Origin of the sequence: Micromonospora sp. CPCC 206060, from assembly GCF_036906895.1 — a bacterium.
Classification (GTDB): Bacteria; Actinomycetota; Actinomycetes; order Mycobacteriales; family Micromonosporaceae; genus Micromonospora.
In genome coordinates this window covers 1-25,177 of record NZ_JBAKHU010000006.1, presented here as the reverse complement: position 1 = coordinate 25,177, position 25,177 = coordinate 1, and the positions used below count along the sequence as shown (strand labels likewise).

Annotated in this window: 23 protein-coding genes, 1 tRNA gene and 6 pseudogenes; 17 read left to right on the top strand and 13 right to left on the bottom strand. The window is 70.6% G+C overall.

The window, feature by feature from the left end:
* Window positions 1–7 precede the first annotated feature (7 nt).
* Entirely contained in the window at window positions 8–418 is a 411-nt protein-coding gene (locus tag V6U90_RS07520; RefSeq protein ID WP_334432566.1) for a GNAT family N-acetyltransferase, read from the top strand.
* Window positions 419–525: 107 nt separating this feature from the next.
* Window positions 526–1,467: a sporulation protein gene (locus tag V6U90_RS07515; protein WP_334432852.1), complete on the top strand. Its 942-nt coding sequence runs from the start codon at window positions 526–528 to the stop codon at window positions 1,465–1,467.
* Between the two features lie 90 nt (window positions 1,468–1,557).
* Here the strand turns inward: V6U90_RS07515 and V6U90_RS07510 are convergent, their stop codons facing one another.
* Complete coding sequence (locus V6U90_RS07510) at window positions 1,558–1,914, bottom strand: hypothetical protein (RefSeq protein ID WP_334432564.1); 357 nt, start codon at window positions 1,912–1,914, stop codon at window positions 1,558–1,560.
* A 269-nt stretch (window positions 1,915–2,183) separates the two neighbouring features.
* On the opposite strand from V6U90_RS07510, the gene V6U90_RS07505 reads away from it, so the two are divergent.
* Window positions 2,184–2,588 carry a hypothetical protein gene (locus V6U90_RS07505; protein WP_334432562.1) on the top strand — a complete coding sequence of 135 codons (405 nt, stop codon included), beginning with the start codon at window positions 2,184–2,186 and terminating at the stop codon, window positions 2,586–2,588.
* 82 nt (window positions 2,589–2,670) lie between these two features.
* Here V6U90_RS07505 and V6U90_RS07500 read toward each other — a convergent pair whose 3' ends face one another.
* Both V6U90_RS07500 and V6U90_RS07495 read right to left on the bottom strand, forming a co-directional pair.
* Window positions 2,671–4,989: a HelD family protein gene (locus V6U90_RS07500; protein ID WP_442933546.1), complete on the bottom strand. Its 2,319-nt coding sequence runs from the start codon at window positions 4,987–4,989 to the stop codon at window positions 2,671–2,673.
* Between the two features lie 225 nt (window positions 4,990–5,214).
* A complete protein-coding gene (locus tag V6U90_RS07495; RefSeq protein ID WP_334432560.1) occupies window positions 5,215–6,345 on the bottom strand; it encodes a LolA family protein in 1,131 nt (376 codons plus the stop codon).
* Between the two features lie 95 nt (window positions 6,346–6,440).
* Between V6U90_RS07495 and V6U90_RS07490 the strand changes: the two genes are divergently transcribed.
* Window positions 6,441–7,097 (top strand): response regulator transcription factor, encoded by a 657-nt coding sequence (locus tag V6U90_RS07490; protein WP_334432557.1) that lies wholly within the window; start codon window positions 6,441–6,443, stop codon window positions 7,095–7,097.
* A gap of 74 nt (window positions 7,098–7,171) precedes the next feature.
* Window positions 7,172–8,773, top strand: a complete 1,602-nt coding sequence (locus V6U90_RS07485) for a sensor histidine kinase (protein WP_334432846.1) — start codon at window positions 7,172–7,174, stop codon at window positions 8,771–8,773.
* 11 nt (window positions 8,774–8,784) lie between these two features.
* Here V6U90_RS07485 and V6U90_RS07480 read toward each other — a convergent pair whose 3' ends face one another.
* Window positions 8,785–10,428, bottom strand: coding sequence for a tetratricopeptide repeat protein (locus V6U90_RS07480; protein ID WP_334432555.1), 1,644 nt, complete (start codon window positions 10,426–10,428; stop codon window positions 8,785–8,787).
* 61 nt (window positions 10,429–10,489) lie between these two features.
* On the bottom strand, window positions 10,490–10,960 hold the full coding sequence (locus V6U90_RS07475; RefSeq protein ID WP_334432843.1) for a MarR family winged helix-turn-helix transcriptional regulator: 471 nt from the start codon (window positions 10,958–10,960) through the stop codon (window positions 10,490–10,492).
* A gap of 50 nt (window positions 10,961–11,010) precedes the next feature.
* Here V6U90_RS07475 and V6U90_RS07470 point away from each other — a divergent pair, with 50 nt between their 5' ends.
* Window positions 11,011–11,532 carry a VOC family protein gene (locus V6U90_RS07470; protein WP_334432552.1) on the top strand — a complete coding sequence of 174 codons (522 nt, stop codon included), beginning with the start codon at window positions 11,011–11,013 and terminating at the stop codon, window positions 11,530–11,532.
* Between the two features lie 65 nt (window positions 11,533–11,597).
* Window positions 11,598–12,620 (top strand): hypothetical protein, encoded by a 1,023-nt coding sequence (locus tag V6U90_RS07465; protein ID WP_334432550.1) that lies wholly within the window; start codon window positions 11,598–11,600, stop codon window positions 12,618–12,620.
* 101 nt (window positions 12,621–12,721) lie between these two features.
* Here V6U90_RS07465 and V6U90_RS07460 read toward each other — a convergent pair whose 3' ends face one another.
* A complete protein-coding gene (locus V6U90_RS07460) occupies window positions 12,722–12,901 on the bottom strand; it encodes a DUF4236 domain-containing protein (RefSeq protein WP_007075522.1) in 180 nt (59 codons plus the stop codon).
* 647 nt (window positions 12,902–13,548) lie between these two features.
* Here V6U90_RS07460 and V6U90_RS07455 point away from each other — a divergent pair.
* Window positions 13,549–14,892 carry an LLM class flavin-dependent oxidoreductase gene (locus V6U90_RS07455; protein WP_334432528.1) on the top strand — a complete coding sequence of 448 codons (1,344 nt, stop codon included), beginning with the start codon at window positions 13,549–13,551 and terminating at the stop codon, window positions 14,890–14,892.
* Window positions 14,889–15,482 carry a flavin reductase family protein gene (locus tag V6U90_RS07450; RefSeq protein ID WP_334432526.1) on the top strand — a complete coding sequence of 198 codons (594 nt, stop codon included), beginning with the start codon at window positions 14,889–14,891 and terminating at the stop codon, window positions 15,480–15,482. Before V6U90_RS07455 ends, V6U90_RS07450 begins: the two co-directional genes overlap by 4 nt.
* Here the strand turns inward: V6U90_RS07450 and V6U90_RS07445 are convergent.
* Both V6U90_RS07445 and V6U90_RS07440 read right to left on the bottom strand, forming a co-directional pair.
* Window positions 15,448–15,903, bottom strand: coding sequence for an RrF2 family transcriptional regulator (locus V6U90_RS07445; RefSeq protein WP_334432524.1), 456 nt, complete (start codon window positions 15,901–15,903; stop codon window positions 15,448–15,450). The genes V6U90_RS07450 and V6U90_RS07445 overlap by 35 nt on opposite strands.
* A gap of 7 nt (window positions 15,904–15,910) precedes the next feature.
* The gene (locus tag V6U90_RS07440) at window positions 15,911–16,783 is read right to left on the bottom strand and encodes a helix-turn-helix domain-containing protein (RefSeq protein WP_334432522.1); all 873 of its coding nucleotides are present in this window, start codon (window positions 16,781–16,783) and stop codon (window positions 15,911–15,913) included.
* 141 nt (window positions 16,784–16,924) lie between these two features.
* Here V6U90_RS07440 and V6U90_RS07435 point away from each other — a divergent pair, with 141 nt between their 5' ends.
* The gene (locus V6U90_RS07435) at window positions 16,925–17,701 is read left to right on the top strand and encodes an SDR family oxidoreductase (protein ID WP_334432519.1); all 777 of its coding nucleotides are present in this window, start codon (window positions 16,925–16,927) and stop codon (window positions 17,699–17,701) included.
* A gap of 91 nt (window positions 17,702–17,792) precedes the next feature.
* On the opposite strand, the gene V6U90_RS07430 is transcribed toward V6U90_RS07435, so the two are convergent.
* Window positions 17,793–18,224 (bottom strand): SsgA family sporulation/cell division regulator, encoded by a 432-nt coding sequence (locus V6U90_RS07430; protein WP_334432517.1) that lies wholly within the window; start codon window positions 18,222–18,224, stop codon window positions 17,793–17,795.
* Window positions 18,225–18,518: 294 nt separating this feature from the next.
* On the opposite strand from V6U90_RS07430, the gene V6U90_RS07425 reads away from it, so the two are divergent.
* Complete coding sequence (locus V6U90_RS07425) at window positions 18,519–19,052, top strand: TIGR02611 family protein (RefSeq protein ID WP_442933545.1); 534 nt, start codon at window positions 18,519–18,521, stop codon at window positions 19,050–19,052.
* 50 nt (window positions 19,053–19,102) lie between these two features.
* Window positions 19,103–19,174 (top strand) — tRNA-Val (locus tag V6U90_RS07420).
* A gap of 76 nt (window positions 19,175–19,250) precedes the next feature.
* Here V6U90_RS07420 and V6U90_RS07415 read toward each other — a convergent pair.
* Both V6U90_RS07415 and V6U90_RS07410 read right to left on the bottom strand, forming a co-directional pair.
* Window positions 19,251–19,558: pseudogene (locus V6U90_RS07415) on the bottom strand (tyrosine-type recombinase/integrase); the annotation flags it as partial.
* A pseudogene (locus V6U90_RS07410) lies at window positions 19,549–19,701 on the bottom strand (replication initiator); the annotation flags it as partial. The pseudogenes V6U90_RS07415 and V6U90_RS07410, both read right to left, overlap by 10 nt.
* 106 nt (window positions 19,702–19,807) lie before the next feature.
* On the opposite strand from V6U90_RS07410, the gene V6U90_RS07405 reads away from it, so the two are divergent.
* Entirely contained in the window at window positions 19,808–20,284 is a 477-nt protein-coding gene (locus V6U90_RS07405) for a DUF4279 domain-containing protein (RefSeq protein ID WP_334432512.1), read from the top strand.
* 23 nt (window positions 20,285–20,307) lie between these two features.
* On the opposite strand, the pseudogene V6U90_RS07400 reads toward V6U90_RS07405, so the two are convergent.
* Window positions 20,308–21,536 (bottom strand): annotated as a pseudogene (locus V6U90_RS07400) (IS110 family transposase).
* Between the two features lie 698 nt (window positions 21,537–22,234).
* Here V6U90_RS07400 and V6U90_RS07395 point away from each other — a divergent pair.
* The 4 genes and pseudogenes from V6U90_RS07395 to V6U90_RS07380 all read left to right on the top strand — a co-directional run bounded on the left by V6U90_RS07395 (window position 22,235) and on the right by V6U90_RS07380 (window position 24,501).
* Window positions 22,235–23,533, top strand: coding sequence for a hypothetical protein (locus V6U90_RS07395; protein WP_334432510.1), 1,299 nt, complete (start codon window positions 22,235–22,237; stop codon window positions 23,531–23,533).
* 131 nt (window positions 23,534–23,664) lie between these two features.
* Window positions 23,665–23,874 (top strand): annotated as a pseudogene (locus V6U90_RS07390) (IS5/IS1182 family transposase); the annotation flags it as partial.
* 15 nt (window positions 23,875–23,889) lie between these two features.
* Window positions 23,890–24,102, top strand: a pseudogene (locus V6U90_RS07385) (group II intron reverse transcriptase/maturase); the annotation flags it as partial.
* Window positions 24,097–24,501, top strand: a complete 405-nt coding sequence (locus V6U90_RS07380; protein WP_334432840.1) for an HNH endonuclease — start codon at window positions 24,097–24,099, stop codon at window positions 24,499–24,501. The pseudogene V6U90_RS07385 and the gene V6U90_RS07380, both read left to right, overlap by 6 nt.
* Before the next feature lie 84 nt (window positions 24,502–24,585).
* On the opposite strand, the pseudogene V6U90_RS07375 reads toward V6U90_RS07380, so the two are convergent.
* Window positions 24,586–24,954: pseudogene (locus V6U90_RS07375) on the bottom strand (transposase); the annotation flags it as partial.
* Between the last annotated feature and the right edge of the window lie 223 nt (window positions 24,955–25,177).

Genomic DNA, 25,177 nt, shown 5'->3' with positions numbered 1-25,177 from the left:
CGTGCCGGTGGAGATCAGACAGGTCACGACGGTCGACGGCGTGCTCGCCGCCGGGGCGCTCTTCGACGACCCGGTACGCCCCGACTGGGCCACCCGCTTCCTCGATTCGCCCGGCCACCACCTGCTCGTCGCGTACGTCGACGGGACACCGGTCGGCATGGTGACCGGGGTGGAGATGACCCACCCGGACAAGGGCACCGAGCTGTTCCTCTACGAGCTGGGCGTCGCCGACGGGTACCAGCGTCGGGGGATCGGCGGGGCGTTGGTCGCCGCGCTCGCCGACCTGGCCCGGGAGCGCGGCCTGTACGGCATGTGGGTGGTGGCTGACGGCGACAACGTCCCTGCGTTGGCCACCTACCGGTCGGCCGGCGGCGAGGCCAGCCCGAACGAGGTCGTCTTCACCTGGACGTTCCCCTGACGCCAGCGTGCTTCCAGACAGTTCCCAGCCTGAACGGTTAGGGTGCGCAGAGTAGCGTCCGGCTCCGCCCCGGAGAGCCGGTGCGATTCCCCCGGGGGTTCTGCGGCATGGTCTTCAAGAAGATGTTGAGCGCGTTGGGGGTCGGCGGACCCAGTGTGGACACCGTCCTGGCCAATCCCAACACACGACCCGGGCTGAGCCTGGACGGGCAGGTCAACCTGCGTGGCGGCGATGCGGCGGCGAGCATCGAGCAGATCAGCGTCAGCCTGGTGACCCGGGTCGAGATCGAGGGCGGGGACACCGAGTACGCCGGCATCATGGAGTTCCACCGGATGCCGGTGAGCGGTCCGCTCCAGCTCGCTCCCGCCCAGGAACTGGCCATCCCGTTCCAGCTCCCCGTGCCCTGGGAGACCCCGATCACCGACGTGTACGGCCAGCGCCTGCACGGCATGATGATGGGGTTGCGGACTGAGGTGGCGGTGGCGCGGGCGGTCGACAAGAGCGACCTGGACCAGGTGGCGGTGCACCCGCTGCCGGTACACGAGCGCATCCTGGAGGCGTTCTCGCAGCTCGGCTTCCGGTTCCACAGCGCGGACCTGGAACGCGGGCACATCTACGGGGTGCAGCAGACGCTGCCGTTCTACCAGGAGATCGAGTACTTTGCTGCGCCGCAGTACGCGCAGACCATCAACCAGGTGGAGCTGACCTTCGTCACCAACCAGCGTGGCGTCGACGTCATCCTGGAGTGCGACAAGCGCGGCGGACCGTTCACCCCGGGGCAGGACACCTTCGGCCGGTACACCGTGGCGCACGCCGACGCCGACCGGCTCGACTGGACCCAGGTGGTCGACAGTTGGCTGCGCGAGACCGTCTCCCGGTACGGCAGCCACGGCGGTCGCGGTTTCGCCGGTCACCACGGCGGCCACGGTCGGGGGCACGGCATGGGCGGGATGGCCGCCGGTGCCGCGCTCGGGGTGGCCGGTGGCCTCGTTGCCGGCGAGATGATCGAGGACGCGTTCGAGGGCGACTTCGGCGACGTCGAAGAATAGGCCGGCAGGGCGCAGTCGACGGCGGTGGCCTGCGGGAAATTCCCCACAGGCCACCGGACGTCACTGCCGTCGATCGCCGGTCAGCGCCGGTCAGCGGCGGCGGGAACGCTCCTCACCGCTGCGGAACGCGCTCCCGGCCTTGGCCAGCCCCCGGCTGCCCAGGTAACCAAGGGTCAGCAGGGTGATGAAGAACCAGGCCTGCGGGGCGCGGAAGATGTCCACCCCGACCGAGTTCTTCCCGACGAGCTGTGACGCGGCCAGGATACCGACCACCGCGGCGATGTAGATCCAGAACTCGGTGGTCCTCAACGCGTTCTTGGTCTCGGTACCCGGAGCCCGCATCTGGGCCTCCCGGTGCCCGTCGTGCTGCACCGCCGGCATCGGCCGGGTCGGGGTCTCCTGGATGGTCCGGTTCATCGGTCGTGCGGATGCGGCCTGCGTGCTCATCTGTCCTCCTTCAGGATTCGATGAGTCGTACTGCTGGCCCCTGCCCCGCTCCCGCGTTCCGGTCGCGGTGCGGCATGTGCCGGCGGGACCACGGCCTGGCTACCCGTTGCCCTGGCCGGGAAACCGTCGCTGGCCGCCCGATCCCGTGGCCCGGCGGATGCGGGCACCGGCTGTCCGGTGCAGCGTTCCCCGGGGGGTGCCGGGTGGCGTTTAGTCCCGGTGATCGCGGGCAGCCTCCGGGGTACCGACACTTTGTGAGGTGGTTGCACGTGCGCGAGGACGACGTGACCAGGGAAGCCGCGCGGCGGGCCGAGCAGCGGATCGCCGGTGGCCACTACGGGCCCGGCGCACTCGATGAGGTGACCGTGCCGCAGACCGACGAGCGGCGCGTACTCCAGGAGACCGACGCCGATGACCCGGCGGAGGTGGACATCGACCCCGAGGTGCTGCGCGACGGGGGCCCGACCCGGGGCCAGGGGGCGGTCACCACCACCGGTGGCACGGCCGGACCGGCCAGCGCCCGGCGGATCGCCCGTTCACCGGAGAAACACCCGGAGGTGGCGCCGACCACCACCGGTGACGCCACCACCGGAGGAATGAGTACCCCGGCCCGGGGGTCGACCAGCGATCAGTCCAGCGAGGCCAGCCAGGTCGGTAACTTCACCGACCGCTGACCGGCCCCGCCGGGTGTAACGGATCCGGGTGTTAAGCAGGGGCCCTTCCTCTACCGGAAGCGTTAAGCGGGGGCCCTTCCTTTCACGCGGGGCGGAGCACGCCGAGGCGTTGGGTGGCCCGGGTCAGCGCCACGTAGAGGTCGCTGTGGCCGCGCGGCGACTCGGCGACGATCCGGTCCGGGTCCACGACGATCACCGAGTCGAACTCCAGCCCCTTGGCCTGCGGCACGGTGAGCACCACCAGCCGGCTCTCCAGTTCGGGGTGCTCACCGACCGCCGCCTCGGGCAGTTCGGCGCTGATCGCGGCACCCAGCTCGGTGACCCGGCCGGCCGGGACGATCACCCCGAGCCGGCCGTCACCCACCGTGTCCGCCTCGGCGACGGTGGCCGCGACCAGTTCCCCGGCGAGCGCCGCCGGCTCGACCCGTCGGTCCCACGGCGGCACCCCGGTCTCGCGTACCGCGCGGGGTGGGCGCAGCGCCGGGTCGATGCCGGCCAGCACCTCGGCGGCGACCGCCATGATCTCGGCCGGCGTCCGGTAGCTGACGGTCAGCTCCTCCAGCCGCCAGCGCTGCGTCACGTACGGCTCCAGCACCTCGTGCCAGGAGGCCGTGCCGGCCAGGGCACCGGTCTGTGCGACGTCCCCGACGATGGTCATCGACCGGCTGGGACAGCGGCGCATCAGTACCCGCCACGCCATCGGGGAGAGTTCCTGCGCCTCGTCGACGATGATGTGGCCGAACGCCCAGTTCCGGTCCGCCGCGGCCCGTTCCGCGGTGGTGAGCCGTTCCCCGGTCTCCTGCCGCTCACCCAGCCGGTCGGCGTCGAGCAGGTCGGTGACGCTGAGGATCTCGCCCTCCGGCTCGTCCTCCAGGTCGATCGAGCGGGAGCCCTGGGCGATCTCCAGCACGCCCTCGGCGTACTCCCGCTGGGCGACCTGCGCCCGGCGGGCCCGTTCGGCGCGGGCGGCGATCTCCCGGCCGTCCTCGCCGAGCTGCTCCGCCGCCTCGTCGAGCAGCGGTACGTCCGCCGGGGTCCAGCCGCCCGGCTGCCGGTGCAGCAGGGCCCGTTCGGCGTCGGTCAGCCGCGGTGCGGCGGCGGCGATCCGGTCGGTGTCGGCGTAGAGGTCGGCGAGCAGTTGCTGCGGGGTGAGGACCGGCCAGAGCTCGTCCAGGGTGGCCCGGACCTCCGGCTCGGCGGCCAGTTCCCGGCGGATCTCCGCGAGGTCGGCCTCGTCCAGCAGGTTCTCCCCGCCGAGCGGGTCGGCACCGATCCGTTCGGCCACCTGGGCGGCGAGGGCGTGCACGATCTCGATGTCGAAGACCGCCCGGGCCAGGTTGTGGGGTTTGCCGGTCCGCCGGGCCCGCTCCCGCGCGGTGGCCACGGTCTCCGGGGCGAGCTGGAGGACGTACTGGTCCACCTCGACGTCCCGCACGTCGTCCGGGACCTCCTGCCGGTCGGCGATGGCGGCGGCGAGTACCTCGGTCATCTCCAGCCGGCCCTTGACGGCGGCGGTCTCCGCCGGCTCGTCCCGGTCGGCGACCACGCCGGGGAAGAGTTCTCCCTGGGTACGCAGCAGTACCCCGGTCTCGGCGAGCGTGGGCAGTACCTGGGAGATGTAGCGCAGGAACGTGGCGTTCGGCCCGACGAGCAGAACGCCCCGGGTGGAGAGTTCCCGCCGGTGCGTGTAGAGCAGGTACGCGGCCCGGTGCAGGGCGACCGCGGTCTTGCCGGTGCCCGGGCCGCCCTGGACGACCAGTACGCCACCGAGGTCGGAGCGGATCACCCGGTCCTGTTCGGCCTGGATGGTCTCCACGATGTCGCCCATCCGGCCGGTGCGGCTGGCGTTCATCGCCGCCAGCAGTGCCGCCTCGCCGGTCAGCCCTTCATGCGCGGTGGGGGAGGCGGTGGCCAGGTCGAGTACCTCGTCGTTGAGGGCGACCACCTTCCGATGCCGGGTACGCAGATGCCGTCGGCGGCGTACCCCCTGCGGTGACGCGGCGGTGGCGAGGTAGAACGGGCGCGCGGCGGGGGCCCGCCAGTCCATCAGCAGCGGTTCGTGCCCGCCAGAGGTGTCGAAGATGCCGATCCGGCCAACATACTGACGGGCGTCATTGTCGAGGTCCAGTCGGCCGAAGCAGAGACCGTTCTCCACGGCGGAGAGCTGGTCCACCTGTTCGGCGTACATGCCGATGGCGCTGTCCCGCTGGGAGCGGGCCTGCGGGGTGCCGCCGGTTGCCCGTAACTGCTCGGCCAGCCGGGCGGCGGCCTGCTCACGCAGGTCGTCCAGCCGGTCGTAGAGCATGGAGACGTACTCCTGCTCGTGGCCGATCTCGTCGTCGGGCGACCCGTGGTGCGGGCCGCCGGGGGCGCCGGAGTGGCTTGACAAGCTATCTCCCATTGGTTAAACTGGACGTGGCAGCCGCATTTTCATGCGGCTATTTTTTTTGCCTGAACTGTTGAAGATAGCGCGTTCTGGCTCGTCGGCCAACGGCGACCCCGGACATGGTCGAGGGGTGCGCACCATACTGGTGCGCACCCCTCGTTTCGCGCTGGTACCACGTTCGGTGCTCGTACCAACGTTCGCGCTGGTACCGCGTTGGTGCTGGGGCCGGTCGACCCGGGGTCAGCCGCGGGCGACCTCGTACAGTCGCTCCGGGGTGACCGCACCGACCAGCACCCGGCCGTCGTCGGTGAGCAGCACGCTGAACAGCCGGCTGGTCAGCAGTCGCCCGCTGCCCCAGTCGCCGCTGACCTTCGTCAGGCCGTTCAGCAGACCGGCGATCTGCTCGGCGGCGGCCTTGTCCCCGGCAGCCTTGTCCCCGTCGGCCTTGTTCCCGGCAGCCTTGTCGGCCTCGCCGAGCGGACCGGCCTCGGCGACGACGACCGTGGTCCAGCCGGTGCCGACCGTCTTCGTCCGGTCCATCCCGTCCGGTGCCGTCCCCGGCTTCCGTTCCGGCGCGTCACCCTTCGCCGAACCCTCGACGATCTTCACGCCGGGCGGCGGGTTGAACTTGAACTGAGCCGCGTCCGGTCGCCGGAAGTCGACCTGGGTGAAGGCCACCTCGAAGGCCGCCCGGTCGGCACCGGTGGCGAACACCTCGAACCGCAGCGGGATGTGCTCGGTGGCGTCGATCGCGATGCGGATCTGGGCGATCAGCGAGCGGTTGTCCCGGGGGTCGAGCACCAGCTCGTACGCGTCCCGACCGGCGACCGTCGCCGACCGGCCCACGCTCACCTCGGTGCTCGGGTCGATCGCGGCCAGCGCCAGGTCCGCGGCCTGCTGCGGGGTGGCCGGCAGGTCGCTCGGCGCGGCCTTCGTCCCGTTCTCCGCCGCCACGGTGTGGTGGACCGCCTCGTTGGTCCGGCTGTTCCACGCCCAGACGTCCCGGCCGTCCCGGATCAGGTCACTCTCGCCGAGCGTGCCGATCAGGGCGACCCGCTGCCGGTCCGGCCCGGAGTACCAGACCCGCAGCGTGTTCGTGCCGTCCACCAGCGCGGTCAGGTCACCGGCGGCGGCGGAGGCGAGCCCGGCCAGGGCGGGCAGCCCCAGGTCGGCGCGCTGGACCACGGTGCCGGAGAGCCCTTCCAGCCGGGATGTCTGCAGGTCCACCAGGAGCTGGGCGGCGGTACGCGGCGGCAGGCTCGGTTCGGCCTCGGCGGCGAACGTACCGATGGCTGCGCCGCCACCGATGACCGCTGCGACGGCGGTAACCGGTACCAGCCAGCGCAGTGTGGGTCGGGTGATGATTGACATGCTGTACACCTCCTGGTGACATCCTGCGCCCGGTGCACTGTGAGGGCGCTGAGAGGACCTGTGGCTCCGTTCAGCCGGGGTGGCACCCTTGTCGGGTGCGGTTGCTGGTGGTGGAGGACGAGGCCCGGCTGGCGGGCGCCCTGCAACGTGGGTTGCAGGCCGAGGGGTTCGCGGTGGACATCGCACCGACCGGGCCACAGGGGTTGGACGCGGCCCGGCACGGCGGGTACGACGCGATGATCCTCGACGTGATGCTGCCCGGGCTCTCCGGTTACGAGGTGGTCCGCCGGCTGCGCGCCGAGGACCACTGGCTGCCGGTGCTGATGCTCTCCGCCAAGGACGGCGAGTACGACCAGGCCGACGGGCTCGACTGCGGGGCCGACGACTACCTGACCAAGCCCTTCTCGTACGTGGTGCTGCTGGCCCGACTCCGGGCACTTTTGCGCCGGGGTGCCCCGGAACGACCCACCGTGCTGACCGCCGGTGACCTCACCCTGGACCCGGCCCGGCGACTGGTCACCCGGGCCGGTGCGGAGATCACCCTGACCGCCCGGGAGTACGCCCTGCTGAACTACCTGATGCGTCGCCCCGGCGAGGTGATCTCCAAGACCGAGCTGTTGGACCACGTCTGGGACGCCAGCCTGGAGACCGGACCGAACGTGGTCGAGGTGTACGTCGGTTACCTGCGCCGCAAGATCGGCCGGGACCGGCTGGAGACGGTCCGCGGTGCCGGCTACCGCCTGACCCCATGAAAGGAAGGGCCCCTTCTTATCGTTTTCGGTATAGGAAGGGCCCCCGGTTAACAGTCGGCCTGCGTGGGCGGCTCATCGTGCTCGGCGTACTCGGGCTGGCCGCCGGCCTGGGGCTCGGCGGCCTGGTCGTGCTCGGTGTGCTCAGCCACGCCCTGCAACGGAGCGTGGACACCGAGGCGTTCCACGCGGCGGACGCGGTGGCCCGGCTCGTCGACTCCGACGCGGTACCCGATCCGCTCCCGGTGGCCGGCGGGCAGGTACGGGTACAGGTGATCGACGGTCAGGGCCGGGTACAGGCCGCTTCGATCGACGCCGACCGGCTGGTACCGATGCTCTATCCCGGCGAGATGGCCGGCACGGACCGGTACCGGACCGTGGTGCCCGGTGGGCGGCTCGGCATGGCCGACCCGGTCCGGGTGGTGGCGGTGGCCGCCGGTCCGCCGGACGACCGGGTCACCGTGCTCGTCGCCCGGTCGATGGCGGACGTGCGGCACAGCGTCGCCGTGGTCCGCACCATCCTGCTGATCGCCTTTCCGCTGTTGGTGACCGGGCTCGCGGCAGTGGCCTGGCGGGTGGTCGGCGCGACCCTGCGTCCGGTGGAGGCGTTGCGTACCGGTGCCGAGGAGATCGCCCGCAGCGCGGGCGACAGGATGGCTCCGCGCGGTCCCGGGGATCCGGCGGGTGACGGCGGTACCGGTACCGACCGGCTGCCGGTACCGGCCTCACCCGATGAGATCCACCGGTTGGCGGTCACCCTCAACGGCATGCTCGATCGGTTGGCGGTGGCCCGGGCCCGGCAGCGCGCCTTCATCGCCGACGCCGCGCACGAGCTGCGCAGCCCGTTGACGAACATGCGTACCGAACTGGAGGTGGCCCGGCGGCTCGGGGACCGGACCGACTGGCCGGCCGTCGCCGACGACCTGCTGGCCGACACCGAACGGTTGAGCCGGCTGGTGAACGACCTGCTACTGCTCGCCCGACTGGACGATGCCGGGTCCCGCCCGCTCGCCCGCTCGGCACCGGTCGACCTGGCCGAACTGGTCGCCGCAGTGGCGGCCCGGTACCCGTCGCCCCCGGTGCGGGTGCGGGTACCGGACCATCCGGTGTGGACCCTTGGCGCGCCGGACGAGCTGGTCCGGATCGTGGCGAATCTGTTGGACAATGCGGTCCGGCACGCGGCCGGCAAGGTGCGGCTGACCGTCGAGGCCGGTGTATCCGTGGGGAAGAAGGTGACCGGCGGCCCCGGTGGGCCCACCGGGGCGGGTGGGCGCGGTGTCTCCGGGCGGGTGGCGGTGCACCTGGTCACGGTGACCGACGATGGTCCGGGCATCCCGGCGCAGGACCGGGCGCGGGTGTTCGACCGGTTCACCCGGCTTGACGACGCCCGGGCCCGGGACGCCGGTGGCACCGGCCTCGGCCTGGCGATCGTGCGGGATCTGGTCCACCGGCACGGGGGTGTGGTCGAACTGGCCGACGCCGACGGCGGTTCAGCCGGCGAGCCCGACGCCGACGGCGACGGCGGTTCAGCCGGCGAGCCCGACGCCGACGGCGACGGCGGTTCAGCCGGCGAGCCCGGGGCCGGCGCAGCCGTCGAGGGGACTGCGGCTGCGGCTGCGGCCGGGCCGGGGCTCCGGGTGACGGTACGGCTGCCGGCGGCCCCCGACCCGGCCGGCTGATCCGGGTCGGGTCAGCGGCGCCGCGCGGTACAGACGGGCTTGGCCCGTCCGACCGTGTTCACGGAGTAGACCACCGCGACGGTGAAGCAGTAGTCGGTGGTGCGGTCCAGGCCGTGGACGACGTACCGGCCGGAGCCCGCCGGTAACTCCTGGAAGGCCCGTGACTGCTGGCCGGCCCGGCCACCGGAGATCACCACGGGCCCCTCCGCGCCTCGCGGGTAGGTCCAGGTGAGGGTGATGCTGTCCCGGTTGTCGCGGATCCGCACCGAGGTCGGCGGGGTGCCGGGGGAGGCCGGTGCGGGCCCCGGTGCGGCGTTGGCGCTGGTGGCCCGCGTCGTCGGTCCGGGACTCGGCGTGCCCGGCGGGTTGGCCGGGGGTACCGGGTCGTCGACGCTCGCCACCCCGGCGACCACGGCCGCCGTACCGAGCAGCACCACAACCACGCCGCCCACCACCAGCGGCACCCGGCGGCGCGACACGGCTGGCGGGGCCACCCGGACCGGTAACCGGTTGCCACGCCGTGCCGGCAGGTGCCGGTTCCGCGGGACGCCTTCGAGGTCGGTGCCGGGCACGGTGTGTGTCGGGCTGCCCCGGGTGAGCTCGGGTACCGCCGGTGGCAGAGACGGCTGGTATGCCGGCCCGGTCTCCCCGCTCCGGTGTGTCGCAGCCGGGTCGCCGGCCTGGTACGCCGGCCCCGGCTCCTCCGGCGGCCACCACGGCTCGTCGTCTGCCACGTCGTCGAAGCGCGCGTACCTGCCCCCGGCGCCGGGCTCCTCGGGGGAGAGCCGTGGGGCCGGCACCGACGGTGGCAGGTCGTACGGGTCAGGGGAGGTGTCGTACGGATCCCGGGTCGACGACGGGGGAGCCTCGTACCGTCCGTGGGCGGACCCGGAGTCGGTCGGGGTACGCGCCGAGGGCACCACCGGCTGGTCCCGGTGCGGGGTCGACGGCGCGATGTCCGAGCAGACGTGGTCGGGGTTGGCTGCCGCCCGCGACAGAGCGGCGACCTGACCGGCGAGCGGGTCGTCCGCCGCCAGGTGCTGCCGGCACAGTTCCAGGGCCAGGTCCAGGTGTTCGTGCGCGGCGGTGAAGAGTCCACAGTCGCGCTGCATGGCACCGAGCCGGGCGAGCATCTTGATGCCGGCGGGATGGCCGTCGCCGTACACCTCGCGGTGCAGTTCCCACGCGTCGGCGAGCCGGTTGCGGGCCACCGTGCACTCGCCCCGGGCGTACTCCACTGTGGCCAGGTCGGCGTGCGCGGCCAGGACCCGCAGCGACTCCGGCCCGTCGCTCGCGGTCAACTCGATGATCACGTCGCGGTAGAGCCGGGCCGCCCGGGCGTGGCTGCCGACCCGGTGCAGGACGGCGGCCAGTGTGGCGGCGGCGGCCACGGTACGCGGGTCGGCTGGGCCGTGCAGCCGGGTGGTGGCGGAGTACGCGAACGCGGCCCAGCCCCGGGCGCCGTGCGCGTCGCCGAGCGCGAGCAGCACCCGGGCCTGGAGGCCGGCCGCCTCGGTCAGCTCCGGCGTGGCGTACGCCGGGCGCGGGTCGGCGTCGGCCAGGGCGTCGGCGAGCAGTTTCTGCGCCGCGGCGAGATCGCCGGTGGCCACGAGATGGTGGGCCTGGACAGTGAGGTCACCGAAGCCGGAAGACACGCCTCATCGTGCTTGGCCAGCGACGGTCAGTACAAGACCCGTGCGGCGCAAGTTTGGGTCATCAAACCGTCCGATCGTCGGCCAGGTGGTCCGCCAGGGTCTCGCTGATCCGCCGCAACTGGTCGATCTGCGCCGGACTGAGCGGGTCGAACAGGTGCCGGCGTACCCCCTCGACATGGCCCGGGGCGGCGGCGGCCAGGGCGGCGAAGCCGGCGTCGGTGAGGATCGCGATCTGGCCGCGCCGGTCGGTGGGGCATTCCTGGCGGCGGAGCCAACCGGCCTCCTCGAGCCGGGCGGCGGCATGCGAGAGCCGGCTGCGCGACGAGCCGGTGACCTGGGCGAGGTCGCTCATCCGTAGTTGGCGGTCGGGGGCCTCGGAGAGCCGGACCAGGATCTCGTAGTAGGCGTGCGGCATGCCCGCGTCGCGTTGCAGCTCCCGGTCCAGGGTCTCCATCAACGCCCGGGTGGCGGTCAGGAAGGCCCGCCAGGTCCGTTGTTCGTCTGCGTCCAGCCAACGGGTCATGACGGCCATCATAGCCGAGTTGGTTGAACGCTCAACAAAAACGGGCTACCGTTGACCGCATGGGAATCCACCGGCTCAACCACGCCGTACTCTTCGTCAGCGACCTTGCCCGCAGCGTCGCGTTCTACCGCGACGTGCTCGGCTTCACCGTCATCCCGATGACGCCGGACGGCTTCACCGGGGCCGCGTTCCTCCAGGCGCCCGGTTCCACCAACGATCATGACCTCGGCCTCTTCGAGATGGGTGCTGCGGCGGGGCCGTCGGCCGCCGGGCGTAGCACGGTCGGCCTCTACCACCTGGCCTGGGAGGTCGACACCCTCGACGAACTCGCCGCCACCGCGCAGCGGCTGGCCGCCGCCGGTGCCCTGGCCGGCAGCTCCGACCACGGCACCACCAAGAGCCTCTACGCCCGAGACCCGGACGGACTGGAGTTCGAGGTGGTCTGGCTGGTCCCCGCCGACCGGCTCGACCCGACGGCGCTCGCCGCCCGCAAGCGGATCGGCCGGCTCGACCTCGACCGGGAACGCCAGCGTTACGGAGGTCAGACCCGGGGCGGGGTCGGGATCTCCGTGCCGGTCTGACCGGTCCAGCACGGAAACTCCGTGCCGGCCGGCGGCGTCCGGTACGGCACTGGTAGAACCGGGACGTGTCCCACGACCCGATCGGCGCCGTCCACCGCCACCTGCTCACCCGTCAACTCGCTGGCTGGGCGCCGGCCGCCCTGCGCCGGTCCCGCCGGGCCACCGTCGTGCAGGCGTACGACGGACCGGACGGCGGAACGGCGGACGCTGCGGTCCGCGCGCTGGCCGGCACCCTCGACGTACCCCGGGGGGCCCGGCTCGCGATGGTGGTGCTCGCCGCCGATCCCGACGACCTGGCCGCCCGGCTCGGTGCCGCCGAGGTGGGCCTCTCCGCCGACGTCGCGGTGCACCTCATTCCCGGTGGGGTACCCCGGTTGCCGGTCGCGCTGAAGGCCGCCGGTGCGGCCGGGGCGCCCATACTCGGCTATGTCGAGGTGACCTCCGGCCCGGTCCCCGAGGCGGAGATCCGGGCCGCGGTGGACGCGGGTCGCCCGGCTGACGTCCTGCTGGCGTACCGGTCGTCGGCGGGCCCCATGGTCGACCCCGGCGCCGTACTCCGGTCAGCCGGACTGCCCCTGGTCACGCAGGTCGGGCTGGTCACCGGGGGAGGGCCGGCCGCACCGGCCCCCGCCGCGGGAGACGCACCGGCCCCCGCCGCGGGAGACGCACCGGCCCCCGCCGGGGGAGGGCCGGCCGCACCGGTCACCGGGCCCGGGGCGGAGGCGCTGGTCTGCTACGGCACGACGTCGGAGAAGAACCTCGCGACGTTCAAGGACGCGATGTGGACGCTGCCCGCCCAGACGGGCGTACGGTACCGGGACGCGGCCGGTCGACTGCTGGACGTCGTTGCCCCGGACCGGGCACCACTCGGCGCCGACCTGCTCGCCGAACTGCGCCGGTCGGAGTCGGCGACCGTGAACGACCTGCGTCGGTTCACCCTCACCGCCACCGCGTACCGGGTGGTCGACGCGATCGACGCGCTGGCCGGGCTGATCAGCGGTGGGCTGGCCAGCCGCGACCCGGAGCACGGTCGGTTGGGGGGTGAGGTGGTGATCCGCCCGGTGCGGTCCGGTCCGGCACCTGACTGACCGGGGCGGGAATGGTGCCGGACAGCCGGCGGGCGGAATGGTGCCGGACAGCCGGCGGGGCGCGGACGTCAGACGTCCGCGCCCCGCCGGCTGTCCGGGTGTCAGGCCCGGGACTTGTCCTGCTTCCAGGAGAGCGGACCGGGCAGGTCGACCCGGTGCGCCTTCGCCCGCGAGTTCCATGACCAGCGACCGATCTTGATGCTCCAGGAGGAGAAACCGTTCTCGGTGAAGTTCAGGATGATCGGACCGTACTTCTTGCGCTTGCGGAACATCAGGCCCATGGCTGTGCTCCCTTCGTTCTGCTGTGCGGGGGTCGACCGGAACATGCCCAGAAGCGCCGTTCGGCAAACCGGGCGCGATCATGACTGCATTCAGGGTTGGTCCCAACCCACGCCTCAAATTCCTACCCAACAGATGGAATTCAAGCCGCGAGAAGTCCAGCCAGACAGCGTCTTCCGTTCGGCTGTTGCCGTCAATCCCATCTGATGGGCGAGCGTTGACGGCGGACGGCGACCGGCGGCAGCATGGGTTCATGCGACGGCGAGCCGGGTTCCTCCTCACCGCTCGCGTGTACGTCGACCTGGTCCGACACGCCAGCGCGCTCTGTTGAGCTGATCTGCGGCGTCGAACCGGCGACCTTCCCGCTCCTCTCGGTGTCCCTTCCGCCTGACCGCTCCCCGTGGAGCGGTGGCTCAGGCTGCCCCTGCGAGGCTTCCGTCCGGTATGGACAGCGAGGAGCGCTCCCCTCAGGTGAGACCCTCCCGACCTCGTTACCGACCTCGGCTACGCGCAGTACGGCGTCGCGATCCACGACATGCCGGGATCATCACGGTCTCCGCGCCCGGTCTGCTCCTCAGCCAGCTCCTCGTCCACCTCGAACGGCGCTGCTCCACCTGGCGCGTCGACACCTCCGCCCGAGAGGACCCCGATGACCCCCACCCTGCGCCTCAACGCCTTCCTGCTGGGCGTCGGACACCACGACGCCGCCTGGCGGCACCCCCGTACCGAACCGCGCCGGATCACCGAGCTGGCCCACTTCGTCGAACTGGCCCGGACCGCCGAACGGGGCGCCCTGGACTCGGTTCTGCTGGCCGACGGGCTCTCCGTCGGGCCCGACATCCGGCACCGTGTTCCGCCGGTCTTCGAGCCGCTGACCCTGCTCGCCGCACTCGCCACCGCCACCGAGCACATCGGCCTGATCGCCTCCGTCTCCACCACCTGGAACGAACCGTTCCACGTCGCCCGCCAACTCGCCTCGCTCGACCATCTCAGCGGGGGCCGGGCCGGCTGGAACATCGTCAGCTCCGGCCAGGAACGGGAGGCGGCGAACTTCAACCGGGACCGCCAACCCGACCACCCCGACCGGTACCGGAGGGCCGCCGAGTTCGTCGACGTGGCCGTGAAGCTCTGGGACAGCTGGGAGGATGACGCCCTGGTCCTGAACGCCGGTGCGGGAGTGTCCGTCGACACCGGACGGGTACACGAGATCGACCACTGGGGTGCCGACTTCCAGGTCCGGGGTCCGCTCACCACGCCCCGGTCGCCGCAGGGCCGGCCGCTGCTGGTGCAGACCGATCCGCCGGCCGACGGGATCCGCACCGCGGCCCGGCACGTCGAGGCGGTGTTCACCGTCCAGCAGACCCTGACCGAGGCCCAGGCATTCTACGGCGGGCTGAAGCGACAGCTCGTGGCGGCCGGACGGAACCCGGATCTGGTGCCGATCATGGCCGGTATCACGCCGGTGATCGGCGGTACGGAGGCCGAGGCACACGCCCTCGCCGCCGAACTGGAGGCGCTGGTCGTGCCCCACCAGGCGCTGGCCCAGCTCTCCACGGCACTCGGTGTGGACCTGTTCGGCCTTCCGCTGGACGGACCGCTGCCCGAACTGGCACCGGTGCGGGCCGGCCAGGCACGGCTGAACCGTTACCGGCTCCTCACCGACCTGGCCCGCCGGGAGGGCCTGACCATCCGGCAGACCATCGGTCGGTTCGACGGAAGCCGGGGATACCGGGTGGTCGCCGGCACCCCGGAGCAGATCGCCGACCAGATCGAGCGGTGGTTCACCCAGGGCGCGGCGGACGGGTTCAACGTCATGCCGCCGTACCTGCCCGACGGACTGACCGACTTCGTCGACCAGGTGGTACCGATCCTGCGCGCCCGGGGTCTGTTCCGGACCGAGTACACCGGCCGTACGCTACGCGACCACTACGGACTGCCGCGCCCGGCGAACATCTACACCGCTGCGCCCGCCCCGGCCCTGGTGACAGCATGACGACCGTCGACAGTGCCGCCCCACCGGACCTGCGCGCGATCGACCGGGACCTGTTCCGGTCGGTACTGCGCCGGCAGGCCGCGACCGTGACCGTGGTGACCGCCCCCGGGTCCACACCGGTACCGGGCCCGCCGGTACCGCCGGTCGGGTTCACCGCCACGTCGTTCACCTCGGTCTCCCTCGACCCGCCGCTAATCTCGTTCTGCCTCGACCGGTCGTCATCGAGCTGGCCGACGGTACGGCTGGCCGGGTACCTGGCGGTGCACCTGCTCGCCGCCGACCAGCAGGAGGTGGCGCGGAACTTCGCCACCAGCGGTGTCGACCGGTTCGCCGGGCACCCCGAGTGGCACCACGGCCCGTACCGGGTGCCCCTGCTGGACCGGGCGCTGGCCTGGCTGGTCTGCCGGACCGTCGACCGGGTGAACGCTGGCGACCACGCGGTCGTCATCGCGGAACCGCTGCTCGCCGGGTCGACCGGTGGTACCGGACCGCTGCTCTACCACGGCGGGACGTACGCGACGACCTGGCCGGGGGAGGTGCCGGGCGGTCAGCCGGTCAGCGGGGTTCCCAGGCGTCCGGCTGGGTGGTGAGCTTGCGCACGTGCGCCGGCAAACGGCCGTTGAGGGCCTCGGCGAGGCTCACCTCGTCCACCACCTGCCGGACGGCCGCCCGGACCGCCACCCAGAGGCCGGGCAGGTGCTCGGCCGCCCCGTCGTACCGGGTCTCCTCCGGCCGTAGCCCGCGGACCCCGGCCAGCGGCCCCTCGACGGCCCGCAGGATGGCCCCGATGGTCACCTCACGGGGTGGCCGGGCCAGCGTGTAGCCGCCCTCGGCGCCCCGCTGCGCCCGGACCAGACCGGCCCGGCGCAAATCGGCGAGGATGGCTTCGAGAAACTTGCGTGGCATGTCCTGTTCGGTGGCGATGGCCTGGGTGGACATCAACGACGGGTACGTCGCGGCGAGGCTCAACGCCGCCCGCACCGCATAGTCACCCCGCGCGGAGATCTGCACCGGACCATCATGCCGGGCTGGCCGATCCCACCAGCGCACGGGTACCGGATCCTGCGGATCCCCGGCGGCCGGCCCGGAACGCGCCGGGGCTCAGCCCCACCTCCCGGACGAAGAACCGGCCGAAGTTGGTGGGCTCGGGGAAGCCGAGCCGACGGCCGACCGCCGCGATCGGCTCGTCCGTGGCGACCAGCAGCCGCATCGCGGCCAGGGCGACCCGCTGGTCGATCACCTGCTTGGCGCTGTGGCCGGTCACCGCCAGGCAGGCCCGGGTGAGGGTACGCACCGAACAGCCCAGAGTCGTCGCATAGTCCTCGACCCGCCGGGTCTCCGGATGCCGTCGCTCCACCTCGGCCCAGAGCCGCCGGAAGGTGGCCAGCTCCGCCACACCACCGCTCCGTTCCCGGCCGGAGAGCAGGGCGAGACGCAGCAGCACCGCCGCGAGCTGGTGCCGGGCGAGCAGGTGCCCGTGCACATCCTCGGGGTACCGCCCGCAGTCGGCGACGAGCTGGGTGATCCCGGCGACCATCGCGTCCCCGTCGGCGCCGCCGGGCTGCCAGTGCGCCGCTCCGCCCGGTAGGGCGGCCGGCCCGCCGTCCGGGTCGTCCGGGACATCACCGGTCCAGCGGACCCCGAACCCGTCCAGCCCGGCCCCGACGCAACGGAGCGCCTGCCCGGGGCGGACCCGCAGCACCACACCCGGATGACAGGAATGGTCACGGAAGTCCAGCTGCGCGGTACCGTGCCCGGCGGTGATCAGAATCAGCAGGTGGTGCTGCGCCAGGATCGGGCGGCGCCACGACGGATCAGGGTTGAGACCACCCAGGGCGACCGCCTGGATCTCCGTCCCGACCCGGGAGGGGCTGATGGCCGGCTCGTCCATTGCCCGACGGTAGCCGGACCGCCCGACTCCCGCATCCCACGCGGACCGGGACTTGTCCGACCGTACCGGCCCGGTTACGTTACCCGACGGTAGTAACGGGTCGGCCCGGGATGACGCCGACGAGTCGTGATGGGATGTGGCATGCCGGATCTGTTCTCGGTGCAGGGCAAGACGGTGCTGGTCACCGGCGGTTCCCGGGGGATCGGACTGATGATCGCCGAGGGCTTCGCGGGCGCCGGGGCGCGGGTGATCATCTCCTCCCGGAAGGCGGACGCCTGCGCGGCCGTGGCCGAACGGCTGAACCGGACCGGTCAGTGCGAGGCGATCCCCGCCGACCTCTCCACCGTCGACGGGGCCGACGGGCTCGCCAGCGCGGTGCGGGAGCGGGTCGACCGGCTCGACGTACTGGTCAACAACGCCGGAGCGACCTGGGGTGCGCCGCTGGAGGCGTACCCGGAGAGCGCGTTCGACAAGCTCTGGGCGGTGAACGTCAAGGCGATCTTCCGGCTCACCACCGCCGTGCTGCCTGAACTGCGTCGGGCCGCCGGCCCGGACGACCCCGCCCGGGTCATCAACATCGGATCGGTCGACGGGATCCGGGTACCGGCGATGGAGGTCTACGCCTACTCGGCGACCAAGGCGGCGGTGCACTTTCTCACCCGCAGTCTCGCCCACCGGTTGGCCGGCGAGCACATCACGGTCAACGCGATCGCCCCCGGACCGTTCGAGAGCAAGATGATGGCCTTCGCGTTGGAGGACCCGGCGAGCCGGGCGGCGATCGAGCAGCAGGTGCCGCTGGGCCGCATCGGTCGGCCGGAGGATATGGCGGGTACGGCGATCTACCTGGCGTCCCGGGCCGGTGCCTATCTGACCGGGGCGGTCATCCCGGTCGACGGTGGGATCACCACCCACGGCTGAGGTCGTACCCCCGGGGCCCGGCGACGACCGGCGTGGAACAGGGCCACGCGGACTCGGCAGATCCGCGTGGCCCGGTCACTCTGTCGTCAGGTCAGCGCCCGGCCAGCAGCCGGTTCACCGCCGTGTCGACGTCGAGGTGCTCCGCCTCCCGGCCGCGTGGCACGACCACGTAGGTGCGGCGCAGGAAGCGGACCAGCACGCTCCGTGGTACCTCGAACAGCGCATTGCCGTCGGGCGACGACAGCGCCAGCGCCACGAAGTCCCCCCGGGGCGTGGCCCAGGGCCAGACCCGGACGTCGCCGATGCCGGCCGGCTCGTCCAGTCCGGTGACCAGCAACTCCCGGGCGAAGGACCAGCTCACGGCCTCGCCGCCGGCCGATTCAGCATGGAAAAGGACATGAACCGCGTACGGGTCAGCAGGGTCGTAACGCAGACTGGCGCGCACCGGCAAGGCGCTGGCGTCAGGCGCGACGAGCCTTAACGACGTTTCGACCTCTACGGTCGTCGGTCGGATGACACTCATGGACGTTCTCCCCCCGGCACCGCTGCGGAACGCGCGTGTCCCGCTTTTCCCATACTCAGGTGCTACTCCTGGCTACGCTCCGCCATGCTCTGACTTCACCCAGTGGTGGGAAGGTGATCGGAAACGCCGCTTGAATTCCAAGATTCAGGTAGTGTGTCCGTTTTGCCCAAGTACTGGATCCTGCCCGGCCTCGGGTGGCTCGGTCGTCGCCTCACTCCGGTAACGTCCAGTCGTCCCACCGAGTGACGGGCCCGGGTGACACTGGGGGTGGAAATGGTTACGAATCCCTCCTCATTGGAGGAAACGGATCCGGGTGTCCGGACGGCTCGCGCCGTACGCGTCACCGGGGAGCGGGGGTACGCGGTGCCGAGGGGGCAACAGGGCGGGCGACGAGGGAGGCCCGGGCGAACGGCCGTGGCCGAGTCGCCGGTCAGTCCCCGCCGGCAGCGCGTGCGTACGACGCTCGAACTGATCCGGGCCAACCCCACCGGGCGGATCGCGCTCAAGGTCTTCATCGCCGTGGCGGGTGCGCTGGTGGTCACCATCGGAATCGCGCTCATCCCGCTGCCCGGCCCCGGGTGGCTGCTGGTGATCGCCGGTCTCGGTATCTGGGCGGTGGAATTCCACTGGGCCAAACGGCTACTCGGCTTCACCCGTCGGCACGTCCACAACTGGACCCGTTGGGTGACCAGCCGGTCGCTGCCGGTGCGCTTCCTGCTCGGCGCCGTTGGCCTCGTCTTCGTCGCCATGGTGGTCTGGCTCTCGCTCAAGTACAGCCTCGGCATCGACCTGCTGGCCCGGTTCCTGCACTACATCGCGACGCACTGACCCCGGATTCGCGCCGAGTCGGCCCGATCAGGTACAGTCATGCGCGCTGAGGGCGATTAGCTCAGCGGGAGAGCGCTTCGTTCACACCGAAGAGGTCACTGGTTCGATCCCAGTATCGCCCACGCAGGTCAAAGGCCACCTTCCATTGATGAAGGTGGCCTTTCTGCTACCCGTACAGCAACGAAGTACAGCAGTCCGTCATCGGGTGAGTGATTCGCCGAGGCGCTTGGGTGCGTCTCTGGTCGCCTTGGATGAGACCTGGGTGTAGATCTCCATCGTCACCGAAAAGCGGGCGTGCCGGAGGATCTGCATGGTGACCCTCGGATGGACGTCGAGGTCGGCCAATAGCGTTGCGCAGGTGCGCCTTGGTGGACGGTGATCGCTCGGACTCCTGCCCGATCGCATCTCGTCTGCCAGGAACGCTGGAAGTTGCGCGGCTCGATGGGCGTGCCATAGCGGGTGGTGAATACGAGGTCGTTCTCGTGCCACGCCTTGCCCGGCGTTGCATCTCGGCGACCTTGCCATGCGAGACCCGTACCGGTGGCACCCGGCGGATTCGGCCAGCGTCGGTGACGACCTGGACGTGACCGATGCCGCGTCGGCGGCACAGGGCGGCAAGGTGCCGTTCGATGGCCTGCTTGGTGCGGCGCAGATCAACATCTCGTGGATCCATCCCCGGGTAGCCGACATCCCGGGGGTCGCCTCGCAAGCGCCTTGAGGTGTTGTCTGATCGTCGGCCTCGGTAGGGTCCGTGCGTGCTCGTGTCCCAGTACGCCTACTTTGCGCTGACCTCGAACCATGTCACGGCGGCCGAGATCGCGGGCCGGTTGGGCATCGAACCTGACGAGGTCGTGGTTCGCGGCAGCCGTCGGATGGAACCGCCGCTTCCCGCTGCGCACAGGTGGAAGGTCTCCTGCCGGAGCCCTCACCTGAGCGTGGACCAGCAGATTGGGGCGATTGTTGATCGGCTGTTCGTTCACGCTGGTCGGATCGGCGACCTGGTGGCCGAGCTTGACCACCTTGATGGTGGCCCGGGTGGCAGTGTTCTGCAGGTCGTGCGGGCCTTCGAACGCCCTGCTGGCGAGGCTGAGGACCTGACCGGCCCGGCCGAGAACCTCCAGAAGCTGCCCGGACAGCATCAGCTACTGGGCTGGCACCTTGACACCCGGACGATGGAGTTCCTTCGACTTACCCGCGCGGAGTTGGACGTCGACGAGTACGCCTACGGTTGAAGCCGCCGATCCAGGCCACGGCATCAAGCCGCCGCGGCCTGGGGTTCGCCGAATGCCTTGACTGGGTCGTAGACCTGGCCGCTCGCCAGGCAGTGGTGCAAGCAGCCGAGCAACCGATTGAACAGGTTGCGTAGTGCGGCGGGGTGCCGGTCGCCGTGGTCGCGGCGGCGTTGGTAGTGCTGCTTGGCGGGTGGGGCGTGAGTGGCCGCGACGAACGACCAGAGGTAGCCGGCGGCGGCGAGGCGGTCGTTCTTGACCTTGCGGTGGGTAATGGAGATGCTGCGGCCGGACGCGCGGGTGACGGGTGCGGATCCGGCGTATGCCTTCAACGCCCGTGCGTCGGCGAACCGGGTGCGGTCGTCGCCGATCTCAGCGAGGACGCGGGCTCCGGTGACGTCGGCCAGACCGGGGAAACTGGTGACGATCTCGTGGTCGGGATGCCGGCGGAACGCTTTGCTGGTGGCCTCGGCGAGCTGGTCGACGCTGACGCACTCGGCGTTGAGCGTGGCCAGGAGTGCGAGGGCCTGGGTGCCCATCGCGGCCTCGACCATGGGTAGCTGCCGCAGCTGCGGACGGCGCAGGGCTTCGTGCAGCTCGGCGGCGAGTTCGTCGATGCCGCGTTGCCGCCCTGCGCGGCGCAGCGCCGTTGCGATCCGGGTGTGGGACAGCTTGGCCGCCTCCGCCGGCGTCGCCGCGATGGCCAGCACCGCGCGGGCGTCCGGGCTGGTCAGATGCCCCTTCCTGCCGGCGAACGCGCCGAGGAACCCTGGAAAGTACTCCCGCAGCAGCGACCGCAGCTCGTTGGATGCCCTGGTGCGTCGCCATGTGGCGTCCTGATGGGCACGGGCGAGCACTGCCACGGCCTGCACGAGCTCACTGTCGGCCGGTAGCGCCCGGTGCGCGTGAGCGTCGGTCCGCAGAATGTTCGCCAGCACCATCGCATCGACGTGGTCGGACTTCTTCCGCGACACCGAGTACCGCTCCCGGTAGCGGGCCACCGCCATCGGATTGATCGAGTACACCCGCGCCCGGACGCGCGCAGGGCCGCGACCAGCAGACCACGCGGAGTCTCGATCGCCACCGGGATCGGCTCATCGACGTTGTCGCCGGCTCCGGCGAGCATGTCGACCAGCGAGGTGAACCCTTCCAGGTCGTCGCTGATGCGGCGCTTGTCGACCAGTTGGCCATGCTCGTCGACCAGGGCGATGTCGTGGTGCCGCTCGGACCAGTCGATGCCGCAGAACACCTTCAACCTCTTACTCCTTCCTCCTGACCTGGTTGCGGACCCTGGCGGAAACGCGCGGCGCCCTAATGACGAGGCTCTCAGGCCTACCCTCCGATGAGCCGTTCGCGATTCCAGCGACCCGCACGGTTCCGGTCTTCGCGTTCAGAGCTCGTCGGCTCCCGGTTCGCGAGGTGTGTGCCGCGCGGGCGGGCTGCAACCACGATCAACATGCTGCTTCAAGTCACGGAGGTGGTCCGGACACGCCGGCCCGCCGGTCTTGCACGAGGCCTAACTGGCCCAGAGGTGTGCAGGCGTGTACTCGACGAGCCGGACCATCACCGCCAACGACCCGTAGCCACCCACGCTGCCGATCTTTTTGGAGACCTTCGAAGGCCGGGTAACGGGCAGGCATCCCGCGAGCCGCGACGGACCGTTCGGGAGTCATTAGGTGTGGCCCTTCTGGCAGGCGCGGCCTGCCGGCCCGTCAGGGCGGCTTACCGCCCCGGCGGGCCGGCTCACCGCGCGCCGCGCGCATGACGACGGTGTCTTCGTCGCGCCCGAGCGGCGGCCTCTTGCCGCGAGGCGATCGGCGGTAGACGGCGAACCAGACGGGCCAATCGAAGGATTGACTGGCCACTCAGTCAGTGGTGATGATCACATCACCGGTGCTCACCTGATGCGCCGACCTTCGCGTCCCACTCGCTTCTTTCGATGGGCGGCCCGGCATGGATACCTACTCCGAACAAATCTCCCGCTGGACTCTCAATCATCTACCGGCGCGCATAACCGAAGCGCTCAACAGCCTTGCCGCGTTCGAGCGGCTCGCCGCCGACATGAGCCATCGTCTCGCTGCGCTGCCAGCCCGCCCGGACCACGTGCCCACGCTGACAGGTCGGCGACTACTCGTCGATCTCGGCTTCTGGGGCAGCGCCCTGGTGCGACTCGCACTAGTCCACAGCCGCACCGACGCTGTGCTCGATAGTACGACGGCTGGCGACCTTTCTTTCCGCCACTATTACGCCCGACTCGCCGCCCAATCTGCTTCTGGGCACCCACCGTGGCAGTCGTTCACGTCGATCATCATTTGGAACGTTCCTACGGTCGAGGTCCGCCTCGATGGTGACCTGCACAGCCGGTCCGAGGGCATATTCGACGGCCCACTGGTGCGTACGTGGACCGGCACTGCCAGCGAAGTGATGCTGTGGGAACTATTCAAAGTCGGCGCGGCGCTCGGCTCCGCCGCCAACAGATCGCTGGAGCCGATCGTTTCTGGCGCGGTGTCAGCGATGTCGGAAGAGTCACTGTCGCGTCTGCTCGCTAGTCACGCGTTCCTACGGAGCTTTCGTCAGCGGATGGTGAACTTTTCCCGCGGGCAAGATCCACGGGGAGAATTCTCCATCGACGTTTTTATGAACCAGATCCGACAGTTCGGTGTGCCGTGGCAATCCAAGGCGGAGGCTCCAAGCGGCCCACATGACGTGGAGTCGCTGGCACGGGACGCCATATTCGGTATGCCACAAATCCGACACGAACAATGGCGGCGCGATCGGTCCGGGTCGATGATGTCCGCTGAAGGAAAGCGCTTGGAACAGGCGGCCGACGCGCCGACACTCGCCGAGGTCATTCAGCGGAGCGTGGCCAAGACGCGACCATTCGACGACCTGACCGTGTCCGTCCTGGTCGCGGCGCACGACATTTACGAAGAACGGCGGAAGCTGTCCGCAGCTCACTACGGGATAGCTCGCAAAATGCTGTACCGCCCGCAACGTGCGCAATCGTCGGACCGTGCTGGCATTCCCACGCTCGCGGTCGACAACTCTCAAGGCATCACAGGAATGTCGGATCATGACGTCCAGAGGTTCGACCATGCGCGCCGCGTGAATCCGCTGGAGAACGTCTTGGCCGCGCTGCCATCCGACGAGATCAGCCATGCCCGCAGCCTCATTCAGGAGTCGTTGTCCACCCACTCTGTATCAATTACCTTGCGACACCCCGGCACCGCGACATCCTGCGCCCAGGCTTAGTACTCCAACGTCACTTAGAGCGACCGGCAATAGGTGCCGTACGGGACAGGTAGCCGGTCGGGGGTAGCAAACAGGCACGGGACTCATCGATTATCAGAGTTCTCTACGCTCGGTAACCGATCAGGAGTCCCGTGCCTGCCCTGCCATCATCGCTGTTGGAACCCCTCTGGGTCGAGTTCGCAGCGCTGCTGCCCGACCGGCCTGAGTTCGATCCGGCCCACCCGCTGGGCTGCCACCGCCGTCGTATCCCCGACCAGGTCGTGTTCGCCCACGTCATCGAGGCCCTGGTCCACGGCTCGGGCTACGAACGCATCGCCACCACCGGCTGCTCGGACCGCACCAAGTGCGTCCGGTACCTCCAACGCGGTCAACCCGCGCATCGGACCCGGCTGGTCAACCACAGCGATCACACCATCATCGCGACCTACGGGACCGAGTACCGCGGCATCGTCCAGTACTACCTGCCCGCCGGCGATGTCTGGCGACTGAGCCGGCTGCGCTGGGTCATGGAAACATCCATGCTCAAGACACTGGCACTCAAGCACCGTTCGGCGGTGTCGAAAATGGCCCGTAAATACCGGACCACCATCGACACCCAGCACGGCAAGCGACGGTGCTTCGAAGCCCGCGTCGAACGCGAAGGCAGGACACCACTGGTCGCCCGGTTCGGCGGCATACCACTCAAGCGGCAGAAGACAGCGGTCGTCCTCGACCGTCGTCCGGTCCCGGTCGCCGCCCGCAAGGAGCTGATCAACCGACTCCTCGCCGGGCAGTGCGAAATCTGCGGTGGCACTGTGGACATCCAAGTCCATCACGTCCGCAAGCTCGCCGATCTCGACCGGGACAAGCAGTCACGCAAGAACACCTGGACGACGATCATGGTCAAGCGGCGACGCAAGACGCTCATCGTCTGCGCGAATTGCCACACCGAGATCCACTCCAACAACAGCGCCGCACTCACGCAGTAGTCACCGGAGAGCCGGATGCTCGGAAACGGGCCTGTCCGGTTCGGGAGGAGGGCGTCGGAAAAGGACCTGCCCGGCAGGCACCTCGCCAACGCCCCACCTCACCACCCCGACCGAACACATGCCCTTCTTCAAGAACCCGGTCTCGTCGCAGGCCAGCACCGCGTCGGGGTGTCCGAGCTGATCGATCAGCCAGGCCCGAACGTCGTCACGGACGCCGTCGGCGTCCCACACCGCCGTACGCAACAGCCGCTGCATCGCCTGCGGATCAGCGTGGCCTGCCCGTTCCGCGAGGGACCAGCAGGTCTTGCGTTCCACGCCCGACAGCAGCCCTTCCACGAACTGCCCCGCCGTCCGGCGCGGCTCGGCCCGCACGAACCGGTCAGCGACACGCGTCACCGCCTCGTCCAGGATGACCCGCCACCCGGCGGGGTCTACGCTGTGGCACGCGGCCACCGCACGATCTTCGGTTGTCCTCACAAACCATCGATGATCAACGCGGTGGCCGTCTCCATGCCCACGCCACGCCCAACGCCAAAGCCAAGTGACGTTGGAGTACTAGTGCCAACGCCGTTCAGTTAGGCGTGGGCGTGGCTGGTCAAGGGTGTGTTGATCGGGGTGTGAGAGGCGGGGTTCCGGTATCAAGGTTTGTCACTCCAAGACAACCCGAACCAGGAAC

What these genes read in the sequence shown, in the direction of transcription:
- V6U90_RS07515 (WP_334432852.1), top strand. Translation starts at nt 526, where the DNA reads ATGGTCTTCAAGAAGATGTTGAGCGCGTTGGGGGTCGGCGGACCCAGT.
- V6U90_RS07510 (WP_334432564.1), bottom strand. Translation starts at nt 1,914, where the DNA reads ATGAGCACGCAGGCCGCATCCGCACGACCGATGAACCGGACCATCCAG.
- V6U90_RS07500 (WP_442933546.1), bottom strand. Translation starts at nt 4,989, where the DNA reads ATGGGAGATAGCTTGTCAAGCCACTCCGGCGCCCCCGGCGGCCCGCAC.
- V6U90_RS07495 (WP_334432560.1), bottom strand. Translation starts at nt 6,345, where the DNA reads ATGTCAATCATCACCCGACCCACACTGCGCTGGCTGGTACCGGTTACC.
- V6U90_RS07475 (WP_334432843.1), bottom strand. Translation starts at nt 10,960, where the DNA reads ATGGCCGTCATGACCCGTTGGCTGGACGCAGACGAACAACGGACCTGG.
- V6U90_RS07470 (WP_334432552.1), top strand. Translation starts at nt 11,011, where the DNA reads ATGGGAATCCACCGGCTCAACCACGCCGTACTCTTCGTCAGCGACCTT.
- V6U90_RS07460 (WP_007075522.1), bottom strand. Translation starts at nt 12,901, where the DNA reads ATGGGCCTGATGTTCCGCAAGCGCAAGAAGTACGGTCCGATCATCCTG.
- V6U90_RS07455 (WP_334432528.1), top strand. Translation starts at nt 13,549, where the DNA reads ATGACCCCCACCCTGCGCCTCAACGCCTTCCTGCTGGGCGTCGGACAC.
- V6U90_RS07450 (WP_334432526.1), top strand. Translation starts at nt 14,889, where the DNA reads ATGACGACCGTCGACAGTGCCGCCCCACCGGACCTGCGCGCGATCGAC.
- V6U90_RS07440 (WP_334432522.1), bottom strand. Translation starts at nt 16,783, where the DNA reads ATGGACGAGCCGGCCATCAGCCCCTCCCGGGTCGGGACGGAGATCCAG.
- V6U90_RS07435 (WP_334432519.1), top strand. Translation starts at nt 16,925, where the DNA reads ATGCCGGATCTGTTCTCGGTGCAGGGCAAGACGGTGCTGGTCACCGGC.
- V6U90_RS07430 (WP_334432517.1), bottom strand. Translation starts at nt 18,224, where the DNA reads ATGAGTGTCATCCGACCGACGACCGTAGAGGTCGAAACGTCGTTAAGG.
- V6U90_RS07395 (WP_334432510.1), top strand. Translation starts at nt 22,235, where the DNA reads ATGGATACCTACTCCGAACAAATCTCCCGCTGGACTCTCAATCATCTA.
- V6U90_RS07380 (WP_334432840.1), top strand. Translation starts at nt 24,097, where the DNA reads ATGGCCCGTAAATACCGGACCACCATCGACACCCAGCACGGCAAGCGA.